Origin of the sequence: Streptomyces californicus (assembly GCF_000717645.1) — a bacterium.
Taxonomy (GTDB): Bacteria; Actinomycetota; Actinomycetes; order Streptomycetales; family Streptomycetaceae; genus Streptomyces; species Streptomyces californicus.
This window is the reverse complement of record NZ_JNZZ01000021.1, coordinates 69,502-90,442: the sequence shown is the minus strand read 5'-3', so window position 1 is coordinate 90,442 and position 20,941 is coordinate 69,502. Positions and strand designations below refer to the sequence as shown.

General features: G+C 71.3%; 16 protein-coding genes, 1 tRNA gene and 1 riboswitch. Of the genes, 12 read left to right on the top strand and 5 right to left on the bottom strand.

Annotated features, from left to right (window positions below; genetic code table 11):
- The first annotated feature begins 13 nt into the window (after positions 1 to 13).
- The 8 genes from IF19_RS0126585 to IF19_RS0126550 all read left to right on the top strand — a co-directional run bounded on the left by IF19_RS0126585 (position 14) and on the right by IF19_RS0126550 (position 9,579).
- Complete coding sequence (locus IF19_RS0126585; RefSeq protein ID WP_030115445.1) at positions 14 to 1,096, top strand: transglycosylase family protein; 1,083 nt, start codon at positions 14 to 16, stop codon at positions 1,094 to 1,096.
- 300 nt (positions 1,097 to 1,396) lie between these two features.
- Positions 1,397 to 1,579, top strand: a riboswitch (cyclic di-AMP (ydaO/yuaA leader).
- A gap of 5 nt (positions 1,580 to 1,584) precedes the next feature.
- Positions 1,585 to 2,289, top strand: a complete 705-nt coding sequence (locus IF19_RS0126580; protein ID WP_030115444.1) for a LysM peptidoglycan-binding domain-containing protein — start codon at positions 1,585 to 1,587, stop codon at positions 2,287 to 2,289.
- A 325-nt stretch (positions 2,290 to 2,614) separates the two neighbouring features.
- Positions 2,615 to 3,895 carry a phosphopyruvate hydratase gene (gene eno, locus IF19_RS0126575; RefSeq protein ID WP_006125111.1) on the top strand — a complete coding sequence of 427 codons (1,281 nt, stop codon included), beginning with the start codon at positions 2,615 to 2,617 and terminating at the stop codon, positions 3,893 to 3,895.
- Positions 3,896 to 3,988: 93 nt separating this feature from the next.
- On the top strand, positions 3,989 to 4,468 hold the full coding sequence (locus IF19_RS0126570) for an FtsB family cell division protein (RefSeq protein ID WP_030115443.1): 480 nt from the start codon (positions 3,989 to 3,991) through the stop codon (positions 4,466 to 4,468).
- A 55-nt stretch (positions 4,469 to 4,523) separates the two neighbouring features.
- Positions 4,524 to 5,138 (top strand): DUF501 domain-containing protein, encoded by a 615-nt coding sequence (locus IF19_RS0126565; protein WP_030115442.1) that lies wholly within the window; start codon positions 4,524 to 4,526, stop codon positions 5,136 to 5,138.
- Positions 5,135 to 6,076 (top strand): Ppx/GppA phosphatase family protein, encoded by a 942-nt coding sequence (locus tag IF19_RS0126560; protein WP_030115441.1) that lies wholly within the window; start codon positions 5,135 to 5,137, stop codon positions 6,074 to 6,076. Before IF19_RS0126565 ends, IF19_RS0126560 begins: the two co-directional genes overlap by 4 nt.
- A gap of 484 nt (positions 6,077 to 6,560) precedes the next feature.
- Entirely contained in the window at positions 6,561 to 7,946 is a 1,386-nt protein-coding gene (locus IF19_RS0126555; protein ID WP_030730565.1) for an NAD(P)/FAD-dependent oxidoreductase, read from the top strand.
- A gap of 331 nt (positions 7,947 to 8,277) precedes the next feature.
- Positions 8,278 to 9,579, top strand: a complete 1,302-nt coding sequence (locus IF19_RS0126550) for an SAM-dependent methyltransferase (RefSeq protein WP_030115439.1) — start codon at positions 8,278 to 8,280, stop codon at positions 9,577 to 9,579.
- Positions 9,580 to 9,790: 211 nt separating this feature from the next.
- Here the strand turns inward: IF19_RS0126550 and IF19_RS0126545 are convergent, their stop codons facing one another.
- Both IF19_RS0126545 and IF19_RS0126540 read right to left on the bottom strand, forming a co-directional pair.
- On the bottom strand, positions 9,791 to 12,322 hold the full coding sequence (locus tag IF19_RS0126545; protein WP_030115438.1) for an ABC transporter permease: 2,532 nt from the start codon (positions 12,320 to 12,322) through the stop codon (positions 9,791 to 9,793).
- Between the two features lie 119 nt (positions 12,323 to 12,441).
- The gene (locus IF19_RS0126540; RefSeq protein ID WP_030115437.1) at positions 12,442 to 13,212 is read right to left on the bottom strand and encodes an ABC transporter ATP-binding protein; all 771 of its coding nucleotides are present in this window, start codon (positions 13,210 to 13,212) and stop codon (positions 12,442 to 12,444) included.
- A gap of 625 nt (positions 13,213 to 13,837) precedes the next feature.
- Here IF19_RS0126540 and IF19_RS0126535 point away from each other — a divergent pair.
- The 3 genes from IF19_RS0126535 (at position 13,838) to IF19_RS0126525 (ending at position 15,473) form a co-directional block, all read left to right on the top strand.
- Positions 13,838 to 13,920: transfer RNA gene (locus IF19_RS0126535), tRNA-Leu, on the top strand.
- A 174-nt stretch (positions 13,921 to 14,094) separates the two neighbouring features.
- Complete coding sequence (locus IF19_RS0126530) at positions 14,095 to 14,973, top strand: Bax inhibitor-1/YccA family protein (protein WP_030115436.1); 879 nt, start codon at positions 14,095 to 14,097, stop codon at positions 14,971 to 14,973.
- Positions 14,974 to 15,155: 182 nt separating this feature from the next.
- A complete protein-coding gene (locus IF19_RS0126525) occupies positions 15,156 to 15,473 on the top strand; it encodes a hypothetical protein (protein WP_030197009.1) in 318 nt (105 codons plus the stop codon).
- Positions 15,474 to 15,590: 117 nt separating this feature from the next.
- On the opposite strand, the gene IF19_RS0126520 is transcribed toward IF19_RS0126525, so the two are convergent.
- From IF19_RS0126520 to IF19_RS0126510, 3 genes are all read right to left on the bottom strand, one after another.
- On the bottom strand, positions 15,591 to 16,508 hold the full coding sequence (locus IF19_RS0126520; RefSeq protein ID WP_030197011.1) for a hypothetical protein: 918 nt from the start codon (positions 16,506 to 16,508) through the stop codon (positions 15,591 to 15,593).
- A gap of 409 nt (positions 16,509 to 16,917) precedes the next feature.
- Positions 16,918 to 18,138 carry an acetyl-CoA C-acetyltransferase gene (locus IF19_RS0126515; RefSeq protein ID WP_030121550.1) on the bottom strand — a complete coding sequence of 407 codons (1,221 nt, stop codon included), beginning with the start codon at positions 18,136 to 18,138 and terminating at the stop codon, positions 16,918 to 16,920.
- Positions 18,139 to 18,351: 213 nt separating this feature from the next.
- A complete protein-coding gene (locus tag IF19_RS0126510; RefSeq protein WP_030115432.1) occupies positions 18,352 to 19,374 on the bottom strand; it encodes an SGNH/GDSL hydrolase family protein in 1,023 nt (340 codons plus the stop codon).
- A gap of 159 nt (positions 19,375 to 19,533) precedes the next feature.
- Here IF19_RS0126510 and IF19_RS0126505 point away from each other — a divergent pair, with 159 nt between their 5' ends.
- Entirely contained in the window at positions 19,534 to 20,940 is a 1,407-nt protein-coding gene (locus IF19_RS0126505) for a cystathionine beta-synthase (protein ID WP_030115431.1), read from the top strand.
- Position 20,941 lies beyond the last annotated feature (1 nt).

The window sequence follows — 20,941 nt, the reverse complement described above, 5'->3', positions numbered from 1 at the left end:
GGAAGGCATACCCATGGGCTCCGCGAACGGCAGACACCGCCGACCTCGCCAGGCACCCGCCATCGTCGTCGCCGCGGGCGTGACGGGATCGGCCATCGCCATCCCGCTGCTCGGCGCGAGCGGCGCGCACGCGGCCGACTCGGCCACCTGGGACCGGGTGGCCGAGTGCGAGAGCGGCGGAACGTGGAGCGCCGACCTCGGCAACGGCCACTACGGCGGGCTCCAGCTCACGCAGGAGACCTGGTCGGCGTACGGCGGCACGGAGTTCGCGCCCCGGGCCGACCTCGCCAGCCGGTCGCAGCAGATATCCGTCGCCGAGAAGGTCCTGGACGACCAGGGCCCCAAGGCGTGGCCGAGCTGTGCGGTGATCTCCGGCCTCATGACGAGCGGCGGCCTGCCCGGCGTCGATCCCGGCACCTCGCCGTCCGCCGACCCCGCGGACGACCCCGCGGCCGACCCGACCGGCGAGACGGGCTCGGGCGACACGTCGGGCGAACCCGGCACGTCCGGTGAAACCGAAGGGTCCGACAAGAAGGACGGCAAGGGCAACAAGGGCGAGAAGGGCGAGCAGCGCCAGGAGGGGAAGGGCGGCAAGGCGGGCGGGAGCACCGAGAGCCCCGACCCCTCGGCGACGCCCACCGCTCCGCCGTCCTCCGAGGCTCCCGACGCCACCGACCCCTCCACCGCCCCCGACGGCTCGACGGACGGCGAGAGCGGCGGCAAGCACCGCGGCGCCCCCGCGCCCGAGGAGGCCGGCCAGGAGGACGGCCCGCGCGGCCCCGGCCGGCACGCCTCGCGCGGTGACGGCGACGCCCGGGACGGCGGCGTGACGGGCGCGTACACCGTGCGGCCCGGCGACAACCTCTGGGCCATCGCCGACGCGCAGGACCTCCCTGGCGGCTGGACCGGTCTCTACGAGACCAACAAGGACGTCCTGGGCTCCGACCCGGACCTGATCCTGCCCGGCCAGAACCTGGACCTGGGTCAGGGCGGAGGCGCGGCGGAGGACGCCGGGACGGACACCGGGCCGGCCGCCCCGAAGGGCGCCGAAGGATCCGCCGCTCCGAAGAGCGCCGAGGAGCCCGCCACCCCCTGATCCGCAGGGATGATCCACCGGGAAAACACCCCGAAAACCCGGGTAGTTCAGAGACCTATGTCCGCTTTTGCGTAAGTGAGACATGGGTCTCTTTGCTTCAACTCACGCATTTCGCCCGGCTGATCCGTGCGCATCGCCCCCGACCTGCGGAAACGGTCGGGCGGCGGTGGTGAGTTCGAGTTGATTGCCCGCTATGTCCATCTTTGAATGTCGGGGTTGCCTGTGTTTACGGTCTAAGCCGCTCGCACCGCGGGCCCCGACGACCGCCACGCCGAATCCTGCCGGCGGCCGGAGGGAACAGACGCGCAAGCGCCGTAGGCAGGAGCGGGGGACCCAGGTAAGCCGCCGGGCCCGGACGCCTCGTCGAGAAGACGGGGCCGTACGGAACCGGCTAGGGGTGAAGCCGTGCGCAAGGACGCACGGCCGGGCAACTCATCAGCCCGAACCCGACAGCTCACCTCGTAGGCGTCGGTGAGGAGATTCGTTCCATGCTGCTGAACAGCAAGGGCAAGCACCGCCGCCCGTCCAAGGCCACCCGCATCGCCGCCCTCGCGGGCGTGACCGGCGCCGCCGTGGCCGTCCCGCTGATGGGCGCGACCAACGCCTCCGCCGCCTCCGTCGCGACCTGGGACGCCGTCGCCCAGTGCGAGTCCGGCGGCAACTGGTCCATCAACACCGGCAACGGCTACTACGGCGGCCTGCAGTTCTCCCAGTCCAGCTGGGCCGCCGCCGGCGGTACGCAGTACGCCGCGCGCGCCGACCTGGCCTCCAAGGACCAGCAGATCGCCACCGCCGAGAAGCTTCTCGACATGCAGGGCCCGGGTGCCTGGGCCTGCGCCGGCGCCGGCGGCCTGACCAACGACGGCGTGGACCCGGGCGTCAGCACCGGCTCCGGCCAGTCCCAGAAGGCGCAGCCCGAGCGCAAGGCCGAGCAGCCCACCACGCGCTCCGAGCAGCGCTCCGCTCCGAAGGCCGAGAAGAAGGCCGAGAGCAAGAAGACCGTCACGACCCCGACCGGCGAGAAGGTCCAGAAGGGTGACGGCGAGTACAAGGTGAAGACCGGTGACACCCTGAGCAAGATCGCCCAGAAGCAGGGCGTCAAGGGCGGCTGGAGCAAGCTCTTCGACCTCAACGACGACATCGTCAAGGACGCGAACCTGATCTTCCCGGGTCAGCAGCTCCACCTGAAGTAATCGCCGTTTCTCCTCCCCGGAGGGAGGGCGTCCGGCGGCTCCCTCCCTCGCACGGCTTCCCGGCCCGGCGCGCTCGTCCCCCCAGCGCGCCGGGCCGGGTTCTTCGTGAAGGGCGGAGGCCGGTCGGGACCCGGTCGCGTTCACCTCTTGTTATTACCGCTCAGTAGATTTCTAGAGTTTCGTCCCGATACGCACGCCCCCGGGTCCTTTTTCGTCCCAGGAGTCGGGCGGTCGGCCGGTCAACGCGGCCGGGCCGGATAGGCTCGTGTCGCAAGGCCACAGTGACCCTGCACAACCAGTGTCAGATCCCAGAAGGAGATGCCTCGTGCCGTCCATCGACGTCGTCGTAGCCAGGGAAATCCTCGACTCCCGGGGCAACCCCACGGTCGAGGTCGAGGTCGGCCTCGACGACGGCAGCACGGGCCGTGCTGCCGTTCCGTCCGGCGCCTCCACCGGTGCGTTCGAGGCCATCGAGCTTCGCGACGGTGACCCCAACCGCTACCAGGGCAAGGGCGTCGAGAAGGCCGTCCTCGCCGTCATCGAGCAGATCGGCCCGGAGCTCGTCGGCTACGACGCCACCGAGCAGCGCCTCATCGACCAGGCGATGTTCGACCTGGACGCCACCGAGAACAAGGCGTCGCTCGGCGCCAACGCCATCCTCGGCGTCTCGCTGGCCGTCGCCCACGCCGCGTCCGAGGCGTCCGACCTGCCGCTCTTCCGCTACCTCGGCGGCCCGAACGCGCACCTGCTGCCCGTTCCGATGATGAACATCCTGAACGGCGGCTCGCACGCCGACTCCAACGTGGACATCCAGGAGTTCATGATCGCGCCGATCGGCGCCGAGTCCTTCTCCGAGGCCCTGCGCTGGGGCGCGGAGATCTACCACACGCTGAAGAAGGTCCTGAAGACCAAGGGCCTGTCCACCGGACTCGGCGACGAGGGCGGCTTCGCCCCGAACCTGGAGTCCAACCGCGCCGCCCTGGACCTCATCGTCGAGGCCATCAAGGAGGCCGGCTACGTCCCCGGCCGCGACATCGCGCTCGCGCTCGACGTCGCCGCGTCCGAGTTCTACAAGGACGGCGTCTACGAGTTCGAGGGCAAGTCCCGCTCGGCCGCCGAGATGACCGAGTACTACGAGGAGCTCGTCTCCGCGTACCCGCTGGTCTCCATCGAGGACCCGCTGTACGAGGACGACTGGGCCGGCTGGAAGGTCATCACCGACCGCATCGGCTCCAAGGTGCAGATCGTCGGCGACGACCTCTTCGTCACCAACCCCGAGCGTCTGGCCCGCGGCATCGAGGAGGGCTCCGCCAACGCCCTGCTCGTGAAGGTCAACCAGATCGGTTCGCTGACCGAGACCCTGGACGCCGTCGAGCTGGCCCAGCGCAACGGCTTCAAGTGCATGATGTCGCACCGTTCCGGCGAGACCGAGGACGTCACCATCGCCGACCTCGCCGTCGCGGTGAACTGCGGTCAGATCAAGACCGGCGCCCCGGCCCGCTCGGACCGCGTCGCCAAGTACAACCAGCTGCTGCGCATCGAGGAGATCCTCGACGACGCCGCGGTCTACGCGGGCCGCTCCGCCTTCCCGCGCTTCAAGGGCTGACCCGTCGCCGCACGACGGTAGCCTCCGCCCGTCCCCGCACCCGGTCCCGTACCGTGTGCGGGGACGGACGTGTGTGATGGGGAGGCGGGAGACATGGCCGGGAAGGACCGCGACCGGTTCTCCACCTCGACCAGGCTGCGGCTGCTCGGTGAGCAGACCGCCGCGCGCGTGTACCGATCGCAGAACCGCCGCCAGGCCCGCCGCTCCCGGCTGACCGGCCGGGCCGCGTTCCTGGCGCTGGTCGTCTGCTCGCTGGTGGTGGCGCTCGCCTACCCGATGCGGCAGTACGTCTCCCAGCGCGACGAGATCGCCGAGCAGGAGCGCCTCTCGCAGGAGGCGCAGCGGCGCACCGAGGAGCTGCGGGACGAGAAGGCGCGGCTCCAGGACGACGCGTACATCATGCGACTCGCCCGCCAGCACCTCCATTACGTCCTCCCCGGGGAGCTCGGCTACACCGTGGCCGACCCCGACGCGGCGAAGGACTCCCGCGGCGAGTCCGGCGCGAACGACCGCCCCTGGCACTCCAACCTCTGGGACGGCGTGGACAGCGCCGACCGTGACGACCGCGACTGACCGACCGATCCCGTACGTCCACCTCTACGAGCTTCCGAGCAGAACCAAGGCAGGCATGGAAACGCCCCCTCCGCAGACCGAGTCCACCAAGCCCACCGACGCGGACATCGCCGCGTTCGAGCAGCAGCTCGGCCGTCCGCCGCGCGGTCTGCGCGCCATCGCGCACCGCTGCCCGTGCGGCAACCCGGACGTGGTGGAGACCCAGCCGCGTCTGGAGGACGGCACGCCGTTCCCGACGACGTACTACCTGACCTGCCCCCGGGCGGCCTCGGCCATCGGCACGCTGGAGGCCAACGGGGTCATGAAGGAGATGACGGCCCGGCTGGGGACCGACCCGGAGCTGGCGGAGGCCTACCGGGCCGCGCACGAGGACTACATCACCCGCCGCGACGCCATCGAGGTCCTGGAGGGCTTCCCGAGCGCGGGCGGCATGCCGGACCGGGTGAAGTGCCTGCACGTCCTGGTCGGCCACTCGCTGGCCGCCGGGCCCGGGGTGAACCCGCTGGGCGACGAGGCCATCGCGATGCTTCCCGAGTGGTGGGCCAAGGGCCCCTGCGTCACCCCGTGCGCGCCGACGGGCGAGGACGACGGGTGGACGGTCGACGAGGGCGACGGCGGCCACTTCGCCTTCCGTCCGGTCGACGCCCCCGCCGACGGGAAGGGCGCATGACCCGGGTCGCCGCGATCGACTGCGGCACCAACTCCATCCGGCTCCTCGTCGCCGACGTGGACCCCGCCACCGGCTCCTTCACCGAGCTGGTCCGGCGGATGACGATCGTCCGCCTCGGCCAGGGCGTCGACCGGACCGGACGGCTCGCCCCCGAGGCGCTGGAGCGGACGTTCGCGGCCTGCCGCGACTACGCCGCCGCCATCGGTGAACTGGGCGCGGAACGCGTCCGGTTCGTCGCCACGTCCGCCTCCCGCGACGCCGAGAACAGCGACGAGTTCGTCGCCGGGGTGCGGGACATCCTGGGCGTCGAGCCCGAGGTGATCACCGGCGACCAGGAGGCGCAGCTCTCCTTCGACGGGGCCACCAAGGAGCTGGCCGGCCGCGACGACCTGGCGAAGCCGTACCTGGTCGTGGACATCGGCGGCGGCTCCACCGAGTTCGTCCTCGGCTCCGACCGGGTCGAGGCGGCCCGGTCCGTAAACATCGGCTGCGTACGGATGACCGAGCGTCACCTCGTCGTGGACGGCGCCGTGGTGGACCCGCCCAGCCATGAGCGGGTCGCCGCGATCCGCGCCGACGTGGACGCCGCCCTCGACCTGGCGGAGCGGACGGTGCCGCTCACCGGGGCCGGCACCCTGGTCGGCCTGGCGGGGACCGTCACCACGGTCGCCGGGATCGCGCTGGAGCTGGCGGAATACGACTCCGGGGCCATCCACCACTCCCGGATCACCCGCGGCCAGGTCCGCGCGATCACCGAGCACCTGCTCCGCTCCACCCACGAGGAGCGCGCCGCGATCCCCGTGATGCACCCCGGCCGGGTCGACGTGATCGGCGCGGGCGCGATGGTCCTGCTCGCCGTGATGGAGCGGACGGGCGCGCACGAGGTGGTCGTCAGCGAACACGACATCCTGGACGGGATCGCCTGGAGCGCGTTCTAGGGCACGTCCGCCAGGTCCGTGCGGGGGCCGTTCCTCTGCGGGAGCGGCCCCCGGCCGCGCCCTCCCCGCTCGATCGGGGTGTCACCTGCCCCATTGAGCTTCGATTCGACCCCTGGGAGCCCCGTCGGGGGTCGAATCGGTGGGGTGGTGCGAGAAAGTTCGTGAACTTCTTCACAAGGAATGGGGCCGTATCGGCCTCCGTTCGGGCCCTTCGGGGCCTTGTGGGTGGCACTGGGTGCCGAACGCGCGCGTGACGTACGCGTGTCGAGCGTGTTGCGTACGCGCGGAAGAGGGTCGCGGTTCACCCGGTGGGAGCGGACAACGGGCAGCTCACAGGCGGTGCACAACGTTTCCGGAGGCGTCCTGGTTCCCTCGTGTCACCATGACCTGGGTCACGCGGGCGGCGAAGTGTAGCAGAGGGTCGGTGAATCCTTGTGAAGGGGCTCACGAGCACCCCCTGGGGGAGGGGTGGATACTCGATGGCATGAGCACCACGGAGCGTCCCAGGATCCTCGTTGTAGGCGGTGGGTACGTAGGCCTGTACGCAGCTCGTCGCATTCTGAAGAAGATGCGATACGGAGAGGCGACCGTCACGGTCGTCGACCCGCGGTCGTACATGACGTACCAGCCCTTCCTCCCCGAAGCTGCCGCCGGCAGCATCTCGCCTCGGCATGTCGTCGTCCCGCTGCGACGCGTGCTGCCCAAGGCTGAGGTTCTCACCGGTCGTGTCACGACCATCGACCAGGACCGCAAGGTCGCCACGGTCGCGCCGCTCGTCGGCGAGGCCTACGAGCTGCCCTTCGACTACCTGGTCATCGCGATGGGCGCGGTCTCCCGCACCTTCCCGATCCCCGGCCTCGCCGAGCAGGGCATCGGCATGAAGGGCATCGAGGAGTCCATCGGCCTGCGCAACCACGTCCTGGAGCAGCTCGACAAGGCCGACTCCACGACCGACGAGGACGTCCGCCGCAAGGCGCTGACGTTCGTCTTCGTGGGCGGCGGCTTCGCCGGCGCGGAGACCATCGGCGAGGTCGAGGACATGGCCCGCGACGCGGCGAAGTACTACACCAACGTGAAGCGCGAGGACATGCGCTTCATCCTCGTCGACGCCGCCGACAAGATCCTTCCCGAGGTCGGCCCGAAGCTGGGCGCCTACGGCAAGGAGCACCTGGAGAGCCGCGGTGTGGAGATCTACCTCTCCACCTCGATGGACTCCTGCGTCGACGGCCACGTTGTCCTGAAGAACGGCCTGGAGGTCGACTCCAGCACCATCGTGTGGACCGCCGGTGTGAAGCCGAACCCGGCGCTGGCCCGCTTCGGCCTGCCGCTCGGCCCCCGCGGCCACGTGGACACCTCCGAGAAGCTCCAGGTGCAGGGCACCGACTACATCTGGGCCGCGGGCGACAACGCCCAGGTGCCGGACATGGTCGGCCGCCGCGCCGGCAACCCGAACGCCTGGTGCCCGCCCAACGCCCAGCACGCGCTGCGTCAGGCGAAGGTCCTCGGCGACAACGTGATCTCCGGCATGCGGGGCTTCCCGCAGAAGGAGTACAGCCACGCCAACAAGGGTGCGGTCGCCGGTCTCGGCCTGCACAAGGGCGTCGCGATGATCGTCATGGGCAAGGTGAAGATCAAGCTCAAGGGCCGTCTCGCCTGGTACATGCACCGCGGCTACCACGGCATGGCGATGCCGACCTGGAACCGCAAGATCCGGATCTTCGCCGACTGGACGCTGGCGATGTTCCTCAAGCGCGAGGTCGTCTCGCTCGGCGCCATGGAGACGCCGCGCGAGGAGTTCTACGAGGCCGCCAAGCCGGCCCCGGCTCCGGCCGCCGCCAAGCCCGAGGGCGAGAAGGCCAAGGCCTCCTGACCCTCCGGTGACCCGCTCCGCGAGGAGCGCTCCGTACGACGCCCGAAGGGGCCGTCCGCCATCCGTGGTGCGGACGGCCCCTTCGGCGTACCCGGGGAGAGGGTGCGCGCGAGGCAGCCGACGGGGCGTCAGGGCCGGGGTGGAGGCGCCATGGACGGCGCGCGCGGACGCTTTGCGGTTTCGTTGCCCGGTAGCGGGATGACGGAGGGTGCGGAGACAGTTGACGCAGGTGTACCTCGCCGCGCACCGGGGTGACGCGGCGGGGCCACGAGCATGTCTGTTCGCCTGTGCCTGTAGTGCTTGTCGGGGAAACACCACGGAGGTGTGCGCCATGGCAGACGCCGCGTCGCGGCTGACCGCTCTCGCCGAAGAGTCGCTCTCACAACCCCTGCCGGTCCGTATCCGGGCCTGGGACGGCAGCGAGTCGGGTCCGCCCGGCGCCCCCGTCCTGGTGATCCGGCGCCGCCGGGCCCTGCGCCGGCTGCTGTGGAAGCCCGGCGAGCTGGGCCTGGCCCGCGCCTGGGTGGCCGGGGACATCGACATCGAGGGCGATCTGTACGAGGCGCTCGGCCGGCTGGCCGGACTGCTCTGGGACCGCGACCCCGAGGACTCCGTCCACCCGGTGCGCGACCCCCGGGCCCGTGCCTTCGCCCGCGGCCTGCTCCGGATCGCGGGACCCTGGCCGCCGCCCGCCCCGCCCGGCGAGGAGGTGCGACGCCGCTCCGGGCCGCTGCACACCAGACGGCGCGACAGACAGGCCGTCAGCCACCACTACGACGTCGGCAACGACTTCTACGCCCTCGTCCTCGGCCCCTCCCTGGTCTACTCCTGCGCCTACTGGCGGGACGGCGGCACCCTGGAGGAGGCCCAGCGCGACAAGCTCGACCTGGTCTGCCGGAAGCTCGCCCTCCGGGAGGGCGACCGGCTCCTGGACGTCGGCTGCGGCTGGGGTTCAATGGCGATCCACGCCGCCCGCCACCACGGCGCCCGGGTCACCGGCATCACGCTCTCCCGGGAACAGGCCGCCCTCGCCCGCAAGCGCGTCGCCGACGAGGGGCTCACCGACCGCGTGGAGATCCGCGTCCAGGACTACCGGGACGTCGACGACGGACCGTACGACGCCATCTCCTCGATCGGCATGGCCGAGCACGTCGGCTCCGTCCGCTACCGGGAGTACGCCGACGACCTCTACGCCCTCCTGAAGCCCGGCGGCCGCCTCCTGAACCACCAGATCGCCCGCCGCCCCGAGAAGGACGAGGACGCCTACCGCATCGACGCGTTCATCGACGCCTACGTCTTCCCCGACGGCGAACTGGCCCCGCTCGGCCGCACCCTGACGCTCCTGGAGGAGGCCGGCTTCGAGGCGCGGGACGTCGAGTCGCTGCGTGAGCACTACGCACTGACCCTGCGCCGCTGGGTGGCCAACCTGGAGCAGCACTGGGAGCGGGCGGTACGGGCCACCTCGCCGGGGCGGGCCCGGGTCTGGCGGCTGTACATGGCGGCCTCCGCGCTCTCCTTCGAGCACAACCAGATCGGCGTCAACCAGATCCTCGCGGTACGCCCGACGGACGACGGCGGCTCCGGGATGCCGCTGCGGGCCCGCCGCTGGACGGCGTCCGCCGGGGACGCCTGACCCGTACGGCCGCGCACTCCGGCGCCCGAACGCCCGTACGCGCCGTACACGCCCCCGTACACGCGGCACACGGGCCCGTACGAGTCCGTACCGTCTGCGGGCCCGTGCGCGTCCGTGCCGGGTCCGGGAACGGGTGAGGGGCCGGTGCACCGCTTCCGCGCGGTGCACCGGCCCCTTCTCGTCCCCACGTCCCGGCCCTGCCGGGCCCCGGCTACTCCGTCTTGATCGCCGTCAGCATGTTGAGCTTCGCGGCGCTGCGGGCGGGCCACAGCGAGGCGAGGACGCCCACCAGCGCGGCCAGCAGCAGGAAGATGCCGAGCCGGTCCCACGGGATGACCAGGGCGTAGCCGGGGATGTCGGCGGACAGGGTCCGGCCGATCGCCCAGCCGAGGAAGACCCCGAGACCGACGCCGATCACCGCGCCGAAGACCGAGATCACGACGGCCTCCAGGCGGATCATCCGCTTGACCCGGCCGCGGTCGAGACCGATCGCGCGGAGCATCCCGATCTCCTGCTGGCGCTCGAACACCGACATGGCCAGGGTGTTGACGACCCCGAGGACCGCGATCAGCAGGGCCATGGCGAGCAGCCCGTACATGATGTTCAGGGCGGTGTTGATGAAGCCGCCGAACATGTCACGGATGTCCTGCCGGTCCATGACGCTCATCGCGGGGTTGTCGCCGAGGGCGTTCACGATGGACTGCTCGTTGGCCTTGCTCGCGCCGCCGTCCGCCTTGATCCAGATCTCGCGGATCTCGGACCGGGTGGAGGAGGTGTGGGCGTCCGCCATCTCCTTCGGGATCACGAAGGGGGAGAGGAACTCGTTCTCCTTGTAGGTCGCGCCGACCTTCAGCTCGCCCTTCTTGTCGTCGTCGAACTTCACCGGAAGGGTGTCGCCGGTCTTCCAGCCGTGCTTCTCCGCGGTCTTGGAGCCGACCGCGACCTGGCCGTCCTTGAGCGAGGCCAGCGAACCGGACTCGGTGGTCAGCGAGAAGACCTGCTCCACATCGCCCGGGGTGACGCCGGAGGCCGAGAAGTAGTCGCCGTCGACCTCGAACCACGCCGCCTGCTGCGGGGAGAGCGCCGCGACGCCGTCCGCCTTCGACAGGGCCGTGAGCGCGGACTCGTCGAGCGAGTCGCCGCTGGCCATCGAGACCATGTAGTCGGCCTTGATGTTGTCCGTGGTCATCTTGTCGATGGCCTGGCCGAGCGTGACGCCGAGCACCGAGATGCCGGTGACCAGGGTGAGCCCGATGGCCAGGGCGGAGGCGGTGGCTCCGGTGCGCCGCGGGTTGCGGACGGCGTTCTGCGACGCCAGCTTCCCGGAGACGCCGAAGACCTTCTTCAGCAGCGGCCTGACCAGGGCGATCACCGGGCGGGAGAGCAGCGGGATCAGGATGATGACGCCGATCAGGGCGAAGAACGCGCCCGCCGCGACCAGCTGGCGGCCGGAGGTGCCGCCGGTCGCCGCACCGCCGACGATGCCGGCGGAGCCGAGGAGGGTGATGACGCCGCCGATCGAGTTCCGTACGACGAGGGACTTCACGGAGGCGGTGGCGTGGACGCTGCTCATCGCGGCGACCGGGGCGATCTTCGCGGCCCGGCGGGCGGGCAGCCAGGCGGCCAGCACGGTGATCAGGATGCCGACCGCGAAGGCCGAGCCGACGGCGGTCGGGGAGACGATCAGCGGTCCGGCGGGGATCTTGCCGCCCATGACGCCCATCGCGGAGCGCAGACCGGTGGCGAGGCCGAGGCCCAGCAGGAAGCCGATCACCGAGGCGAGGATGCCGACGACAGCGGCCTCCAGCAGCACCGAGCGCTTCACCTGGCGGCGGGTCGCGCCGATGGCCCGCATCAGGGCCAGCTCACGGGTCCGCTGGGCGATCAGCATGGTGAAGGTGTTGGCGATGAGGAAGACGCCGACGAACAGGGCGATGCCCGCGAAGGCCAGCAGCATGGTGTTGAGGCTGGTCAGGCCGGACTCGATGTCCTTCGCCTGCTTGTCGGCCAGCGCCTTGCCGGTCTGCGCGGTGGCGTCCTTCGGCAGCAGCGGCTCGACCTCGTCCAGCAGCTTCCGGTCGGAGACGCCGGGCTCGGCGGAGACCGTGGCGTTCTGGAAGACGCCGGGCTTCAGGTAGAGCTTCTGGGCGGTCGCGGTGTCGAACAGCACGAGGCTGCCGCCCGCGTTGACCGCGCCGTCCTCGGTGGTGAAGATCCCCGCGAGGGTGTACTCCTTCACCGGGCCGTTGGTGGCGACCCGCACCGGGTCGCCGACGCGGTACTTGCCCTTGCTCGCGGTGTCCTTGTCGAGGGCGACCGTGCCGTTCTTCGTCGGACCCGAGCCGTCGGTGAAGACGTACTGGGAGTCCTTGCCGTCCTTGCCGGGCGCGAAGTTGGCGCCGGTGTTGGACCAGCCGTTGCCGATCAGCTTGCCGTCCGGGTCGGCGACCCCGGCGAAGCCGTTGACCCGGCCGGTGGCCGAGGCCACGCCGTCCAGGCCGCGGATCTTCTCCAGGGTGGCGTCGTCGATGCCGGGGGTCTTCTCGTCGTCGCCGGCGTACGTCTCGATGGAGACGGCGACGTTGTCGTAGCTCTTGGCGGACTGGTTGCGGAAGGCGTTGCCGAGGGTGTCGGTGAAGACCAGGGTGCCGGAGACGAACGCTACGCCGAGCATGACGGCGAGCACGGTCATCAGCAGCCTGGCCTTGTGCGCGAGCACATTGCGCAGGGCGGTACGGAACATGTCTGTGTCCTGGGATGGGTTCCGGAAGGTGCGGAAGAGGGCGGGCAGGGGCGCACGCGGGTACGGAGGCCGTACGCCGCGGCTGTGCTGCGGCCGGCCGGTGCGGGCCGGCCGGGGCGTCAGCTCGTGCGGCCCTTCGCGTCGAACGCCTTCATCCGGTCGAGGACGCCCTCGGCGGTCGGCTGGATCATCTGGTCGACGACCGCGCCGTCCGCGAGGAAGATGACCCGGTCCGCGTAGGAGGCGGCCACCGGGTCGTGGGTCACCATCACCACGGTCTGGCCCAGCTCGCGCACCGAGTTGCGCAGGAAGCCGAGGACCTCGGCGCCGGAGCGGGAGTCCAGGTTCCCGGTCGGCTCGTCACCGAAGATGATCTCGGGCTGCGAGGCCAGGGCGCGGGCCACGGCGACGCGCTGCTGCTGACCGCCGGAGAGCTCGGTGGGACGGTGCTTGAGGCGCTCCGAGAGCCCCACCATGTCGATCACCTTCTGGAGCCACGCGGCGTCCGGCTTCCGGCCGGCGATGTCCATCGGCAGGGTGATGTTCTCCAGCGCGGTGAGCGTGGGCAGCAGGTTGAACGCCTGGAAGATGAAGCCGATCTTGTCCCGGCGCAACTGGGTGAGCTGCTTGTCCTTGAGCGTGGACAGCTCGGTCTCACCGATGCGCACCGAACCGCTGCTGAAGCTGTCGAGCCCGGCGACGCAGTGCATCAGCGTCGACTTGCCGGAACCGGAGGGGCCCATGATCGCGGTGAACTCGCCCTGGGGGAAGTCCACGGTCACCCGGTTCAGGGCGACGACCTGAGTCTCGCCCTCGCCGTAGACCTTCGACAGCTCCGTGGCGCGGGCGGCCACCGTGGTGGCGCGGTGAACGGTGGGGGTGGTGGTCACTGGGACGCTCCTGGTTCGGTGATGCGGATGCCCGGACCGCGACGCGGACGCCCGGGCCGTACGGAGGCGGGGCTGCGACGCCATGCCTGGGGGACTTACTCCATCCTTACGGCTCGATCCCGCCGGGGCGTCCCTCCCGATGCCCGTTCCCGGGGCCCTCTTGAGTCGCACCACGACCGTCCGTTCGTCCTCCTCGGGTATGACATCGACCCCGAGGTCCTGCCCCCGGATCCGGGCCCCACGCACCGTTCCGACGCCCGCCGCGGCAGGTGGCCGTGATCACCGAGGGTGAGAGCCCGGAGGCGCGGGTGGAGAGGAGCCGGGGCGGCTGGCGGACGGCGCCGCCGCCGGAGAACGGACGCCGTCCGGCCCGAGGGTGGCGGAAGCCGTGGCGGGCCCTGGCGCGGACCTGGCGTGTTGGGCCGTACGAGTGCGGCGACTTTCCGTCAATCCCGCGCCGCTCGCGGGCCGCCCATGATCGGTAACGGCCGTGTGGTCAGCCCAGCCGGATGTGCTGACGGTCCCTCAAGCGGTCAATAAAATAAGACAACATCGCGCCAGTGTTCCGCTGATCGAGGGACGGCCCCCGATAGGGTCGGGAGCCGTACGCGGAGCCGCGTGGCACGCCCGGATGGTGGAACGCAGACACGGCGAGCTTAAACCTCGCTGCCCCTCGGGGGCGTGCCGGTTCGAGTCCGGCTCCGGGCACTCAATTCCCCACGGAGCGTGACCCGGTCGGCCCGCAACGTCACCGCTGACCTCCGCGGCGGCGGGGAGTCGTCGCGCGCGGCCGCAAAGATCCTCCCCTGGCACTAGGGTGATTCTTTTGCCTACCCATTACTCTTGTGGCAAGGCCACGCAGTGTGGCCATGGAGGAGTGAAATGAGGAGCAGCAACCCGGTCTTCTCGCGACGGGGCTTCAGCCGCGACAACGGCCACGCGGGCTTCAACGCGGCGCCGCAGGCCGGGGCCCCCGCGACGGGCAACCCGTACGCGCAGGGCACCGCCGCCAACCCGTACGCGACCAACCCGTACGCGCAGACGGACGTCCACGGGGCCCCCGCGCCCGCGCGGCCGGACGTGATGACCATCGACGACGTGGTGACGCGCACCGGCATGACGCTGGGCACCGTGGTGCTCACCGCGGTGCTGTCCTGGATCGTCCTCCCGGTCGACCAGGCGAACCTCGGCAAGTCCTACGGCATCGCCATCGGCGCGGCGCTCATCGCCTTCGTGCTGTCGATGATCCAGGCGTTCAAGCGCAAGCCTGTGCCCGCGCTGATCCTCGCGTACGCGGCCTTCGAGGGCGTGTTCCTCGGAGTGATCTCCAGCACGGTCAGCACGTACATCAACCCCGGCGTCGTCATGCAGGCGGTCCTGGGCACGATGTGCGTCTTCGCCGGCGTGCTTTTCGCCTACAAGATGCGGTGGATCCGCGTCACCCGCCGGTTCTACGGTTTCGTGATGGCCGCCGCCGTCGGCTTCATGCTCCTGATGGTCGCCAACCTGCTCTTCTCCGTCTTCGCGGGCGGCGAGGGCCTGGGCTTCCGCAGCGGTGGTCTCGGCATCCTCTTCGGCGTCATCGGCATCATCCTCGGCGCCTGCTTCCTGGCGCTGGACTTCAAGCAGGTCGAGGACGGCGTCGCGTACGGCGCGCCCCGCGAGGAGTCCTGGCTGGCCGCCTTCGGTCTGACCCTGACGCTGGTGTGGATCTACCTGGAGATGCTGCGTCTGCTCTCCATCCTCAGCGGCGACGACTGACCGGCTCCTCGGTGCGGGCAGGTTCCGCATCGTCCCGCAGGACCCCGTAGTACCGGAACGGCCCGCAGGCATCGCGCCTGCGGGCCGTTCCGCGTTCCGGGGCGTCGTGGGTACGGGGCACGGGCGGGTGGGGCGGCCGGGGCCGCTGGCGGCCGTGCGGGAGGGGCGCGTAGGGTCGGCGCGTGCTCGATACGACGCCCCTGATCCAGGCCGTGGACCGATTCGCCGACCGGCTCCGCTCGGCCCCGCAGAGCCGCCTCCAGCGCGGTGCGGCCGCCGAGGCGCTGGCCGCCGCGCGGGAGCTCGCCGTACGGGCCCAGCGGCTGGAGAACCCGGAGGCCGAGCCGCGCGAGCTGCCGGACGCCGGGATGTTCGCGGTGGGCGACCAGGTGGCCGTCGCCGGGAGGGACCTGGCCGTGGCACTGGAAACGGCCTCGTCCCAGGAGCTGGACGAGGCCGTGCGGTATGTCGGGGAAGCGGCGGCGCGGACGTTCGCGTGAGCGGCGGTCCCGCGCGCGAGCGGTGGGAGGGGTACGGGGCGGCGCGGGTTCCGGGCTTCGCCGCGAGCGGCCGGTGCGGGGCGGCGCGGGTTCCGGGTTGCGGCCCGCGCCCTGCGGTCAGAACGAGGCGATGACGCGGTCCGCGAGGATGTACACGTTGTCCTCGCCGCAGGAGAAGGTCAGCGCGTAGGCGCCCGAGACGCCCGAACCGCCCAGCAGCACCGGCTGCCGGCCCGCCCGCAGCGCCTCCGCGAGCCGCTCGGCGGTCTCGCGGTGGCCGGGGGTCATGCAGAGCGTGGTGCCGTCGGCGAAGACGTACACGTCGAGCGTGCCCAGCGGGCCGGGCCGCACGTCGGTCAGCTCCGTCGCCGTGTCGGCCAGCTCCTCCAACCGGTTCACGGTGCGCTCGTGGTCGGTGACCACCGGCGTCTGCACGGGGACGAAGTCCGGGTGCGAGGGGTGGCGGCGGCGCGCGGCGGCCAGCTCGGGGGAGTCCTCGGGGAACTCCGCGATCTCGGTGACCTCCGCGACGTCCGCCGTGCCCGGCAGCTCCGGAAGGTCGGTGAGCTCGCCGATCTCGTGCTCCGCGAGGGTCCGCTCGCTCAGCTCCACGAGCTCCTCCATGGCCTCGGCCGCCTCGAAGTCCATCGACTCCAGGCCGGCGAAGTCGGCCTGCCGGGGCAGGTAGTACGGGGCGTCGTCGCCGAGCCCGGACAGACCGCCCAGCAGGGACGGGGCGTCGGCGGCGTCGCGGGCCTCCTGGGCGGCCCAGAAGGCGCGCGCCTCGGCCAGCTCCCGCTCGCGCTCGTCGGCCAGCGCCTCGGCGACGGCCGCGCGTATCTCCTCGGCCGGGGTGGCCGTGCTACGGGTCTGGTGCGGCACGGCGGCGGCGAGAGCGTGGCCGGCGGCCAGCTCCGTACGCAGCGCCGCGACCTGCTTGCGCAGCCCGTGAGCGGCGTGCAGCGCGGCGGCGCCGACGGCCGTGGCAGCGGCGGTGGTCAGCAACAGGGCAAACGGCATGGCGCTCACTGACATACTCCCGGTTCCATCGATACCCCCGACTTACTACATCAGCTTGGCCTGTACCGGTACGGGCTGTCAGTGCATTACGTCACGAAATGGACAGGTCTTTCGGTCCTGTACTTTCCTCCGTTTCCGCGCTGACCTGCGGAAACGACTCTCCCCCGGGACGCAGATCACATCCTGGGGGAGATTCGGTCACGGTCGGGGCTCGGCAGGGTTCGAAGCGGCGGTGGAGAGGGACGCGCCGCAGCTCAACGGACGGCTCCCGCCCTCCGCCGCCGCGCGCCGGTGGTCGCGCCGGGCATCGCCTCCGCCGCGGCTCAGCTCAGCCGCTCTGTGCCGGTGGTCGCGCTGAGCTTCGCCTCCGCTGCGGGCAGGTGCCGCCCTCGTGCCTCGGGCGACCCCTGCCCTCCGCCGCGGCTCAGCTCAGCCGCTCGATCACCATCGCCATGCCCTGGCCGCCGCCCACGCACATCGTCTCCAGGCCGAACTGCTTGTCGTGGAACTGGAGGCCGTTGATCAGCGTGCCGGTGATGCGGGCGCCGGTCATGCCGAAGGGGTGGCCGACCGCGATCGCGCCGCCGTTGACGTTGACCTTCTCCAGCGGCAGGCCCAGGTCGCGGTAGGAGGGGATGACCTGGGCGGCGAACGCCTCGTTGATCTCGGCGAGGTCGATGTCGTCGATGGTCAGGCCCGCCCGCTTCAGCGCCTGCTTGCTGGCCTCGACCGGGCCGTACCCCATGATCTCGGGGGACAGGCCGGAGACGCCCGTGGAGACGATCCGGGCCAGCGGGGTCAGGCCCAGCTCGCGCGCCTTGGTGTCGGACATGATCACCAGGGCCGCCGCGCCGTCGTTCAGCGGGCAGCAGTTGGCGGCCGTGACCAGTCCGTCGGGCCGGAAGACCGGCTTCAGGCCCTGCACACCCTCCAGGGTGACGCCCGCCCGCGGGCCGTCGTCCTTGGCGACGACCGTGCCGTCCGGGGTGGTGACCGGGGTGATCTCCCGCTCCCAGAAGCCGTTCTTCAGGGCTTCCTCGGCCAGGTTCTGCGACCGTACGCCGAACTCGTCCATGTCCTGGCGGGTGACGCCCTTCAGCCGGGCCAGGTTCTCCGCCGTCTGCCCCATCGCGATGTACGCGTCCGGGACGAGGCCGTCCTCGCGCGGGTCGTGCCAGCTCGCGCCGGACTCCTCGGCACGGGCGGCGGTACGGGCCTCGGCGTCGGCGAACAGCGGGTTGTGCGTGTCCGGGAGGCTGTCGGAGTTGCCCTTGGTGAAGCGGGACACCATCTCGACGCCGGCCGAGATGAAGACGTCGCCCTCGCCCGCCTTGATCGCGTGCAGCGCCATGCGGCTGGTCTGCAGCGAGGAGGAGCAGTAGCGGGTGACCGTACAGCCGGGGAGGTGGTCCATCCCCATCTGCACGGCGATGACGCGGCCCAGGTTGTTGCCCTGCTCGCCGCCCGGCAGGCCGCAGCCCAGCATCAGGTCGTCGATGTCCTTCGGGTCCAGCTCGGGGACCTTGGCCAGCGCGGCCTGGATGATCGTGGCGGTCAGGTCGTCCGCGCGCAGGTCCTTCAGGGACCCCTTGAAGGCGCGGCCGATCGGCGAACGGGCGGCAGAGACGATCACGGCTTCGGGCATCACACGACTCCAAGGGGCTGGAAAGCTGTACGGCGGGCTCTACGGCGTCTGGCGACGGGCGGAACTCCTCTGGAAGTTACCCGGACGTATCGCCGGGGTCACCCGGCAGACCGTGTGATGCGGAACTCTTTTCTAAGCGCTTGCTCAGCCGGACCCCGGGGTGGATCCGGCGGAGCGGGCTCGGACGGTCCGCGCCGGGCACCGCGGGCCCGGTCAGGATCCGCCGGACGCGCCCTGGGCGCGTCCGTGGGCGGTGTCCGGGTGGACGTGCGGGGTGGGCTCCGTGGCGGCGGGCAGACGCCGCCGCCTGCGGTGCTTGAGGAGGGCCCAGGGCGCGCGGGCCCCCGTGACCTCCGTACCGGCCTCCCGGGCCGCCTGGGACGCGGCCTTCGCCACCGGGAGGATGTCCTCGCGGCGGGTGCCGTCCAGCCGGTCGCTCTCCGGCCACAGGCCCAGCACCGCGCACAGCGTCGGCAGCACCGCCATGGCCGCCGTCGCGTAGCCCTCGGCGGAGGGGTGGTAGTTGTCCGGGCCGAACAGCTCGCGCGGGTTCGCCGCGAACTCGGGGCCCAGCAGGTCGCCCAGCGACACCGTCCGCCCGCCCTGCTCGACCACGCCGATCGTCTGCGCCGCCGCGAGTTGGCGGCTCACCCGCCGGGCCAGCCAGCGCAGCGGTTGGTAGACCGGCTCGATCGTGCCCAGGTCCGGGCAGGTTCCCACGACCACCTCCGCCCCCGCCGTCCGCAGCCTGCGCACCGCCGTCGTCAGACAGCGCACCGACTGGGTCGCGGGCATCCGGTGCGTGACGTCGTTGGCCCCGATCATGATCACGCAGACGTCCGGCGTACGCGCCGGGTCCGCGAGCAGCAGCGACACCTGCCGGTCCAGATCGTCCGACCGGGCCCCCGGCAGGGCCACGTTCCGCAGGTCCACCGGCCGCTCGGCCACCGCCGCCAGCCCCGAGGCCAGCAGCGCCCCGGGCGTCTGCCCGGTCCGCCGCACGCCCTGGCCCGCGGCCGTCGAGTCGCCGAGCATGCCGAGCCGCATCGCGTCGCTCGGCCCGGCGAACGCCACTCCGTACCGTCCGTCCGCACTCGGCGGAACCGGAGCCGTACCCCCGCCGACCTGCCTCTTCGCGAGCTGGACCTCCGCCAGGAACACGCCCACGGCAGCCGCACCGATCAACCCGATGCCGCCACCGCCGTAAGCCGCGCCCGCCGCGATCCGCCGTGCCACCCTTGCTCTCGACACAGTCCGGTCCACCTCCTCCTCGCCGTACAGCCGTACACGTACCTACTTGCCCCGCCCGGGGCTCGGTGTACTCCTTCCCGTACGCACAGTGCGCCCCGTACGCATACTCTGGGCCGGACCATCTCGGAGATCCCGGAGTACACGGTGCAATTCCACGATTCGATGATCAGTCTTGTCGGCAACACCCCGCTGGTGAGGCTGCGCAACGTCACGGCAGGTATCCAGGCGACCGTCCTGGCCAAGGTCGAGTACTTCAACCCCGGCGGGTCGGTGAAGGACCGCATCGCGCTGCGCATGATCGAGGCGGCCGAGCAGAGCGGGGAGCTGAAGCCCGGCGGCACGATCGTCGAGCCGACCAGTGGGAACACGGGCGTCGGGCTCGCCATCGTCGCCCAGCAGAAGGGCTACAAGTGCATCTTCGTCTGCCCTGACAAGGTGTCCACGGACAAGATCAACGTGCTGCGCGCATACGGAGCCGAGGTCGTCGTCTGCCCGACCGCCGTCGACCCCGAGCACCCGGACTCGTACTACAACGTCTCCGACCGGCTGGTCACCGAGACGCCGGGCGCCTGGAAGCCGGACCAGTACTCCAACCCGAACAACCCGCGCTCGCACTACGAGACCACCGGTCCCGAACTGTGGGAGCAGACGGAGGGGAAGATCACCCACTTCGTCGCGGGCGTCGGCACCGGCGGCACGATCAGCGGCACCGGACGCTACCTCAAGGAGATCAGCGACGGCGCGGTCCAGGTGATCGGCGCGGACCCGGAGGGCTCGGTCTACTCCGGCGGCTCCGGCCGTCCGTACCTGGTCGAGGGCGTCGGCGAGGACTTCTGGCCGAGCGCCTACGACCGGAACGTGACCGACGAGATCGTCGCCGTGTCCGACAAGGACTCCTTCCAGATGACCCGCCGCCTCGCCAAGGAGGAGGGCCTGCTCGTCGGCGGCTCCTGCGGCATGGCGGTCGTCGGGGCCCTGGAGGTCGCGAAGCGCCTCGGGCCCGACGACGTCGTCGTGGTGCTGCTCCCCGACAGCGGCCGCGGCTACCTCAGCAAGATCTTCAACGACGAGTGGATGGCGGACTACGGCTTCCTGGAGGACTCCGGCACCTCCGCCCGGGTCGGCGCGGTCCTGGACTTCAAGGAGGGCCCCCTGCCCTCCCTCGTCCACATGCACCCGGAGGAGACGGTCGGCGAGGCCATCGATGTGCTCCGCGAGTACGGCGTCTCCCAGATGCCGATCGTGAAGCCGGGGGCCGGGCACCCGGACGTGATGGCCGCCGAGGTCATCGGCTCCGTCGTGGAACGCCAGCTTCTGGACGCGCTGTTCACGCAGCGGGCCTCGCTGGACGACCCGCTGGAGAAGCACATGTCGGCCCCGCTGCCGCAGGTCGGCTCCGGCGAACCGGTCGAGGACCTGATGGCCGTGCTCAGCGGCACGGACGGGGCCGACGCGGCGATCGTCCTCGTCGAGGGCAAGCCCAAGGGCGTCGTCAGCAGGCAGGACCTGCTGGCGTTCCTCGCGAAGGACGCGGGCACGGCGAGGGCGTGAC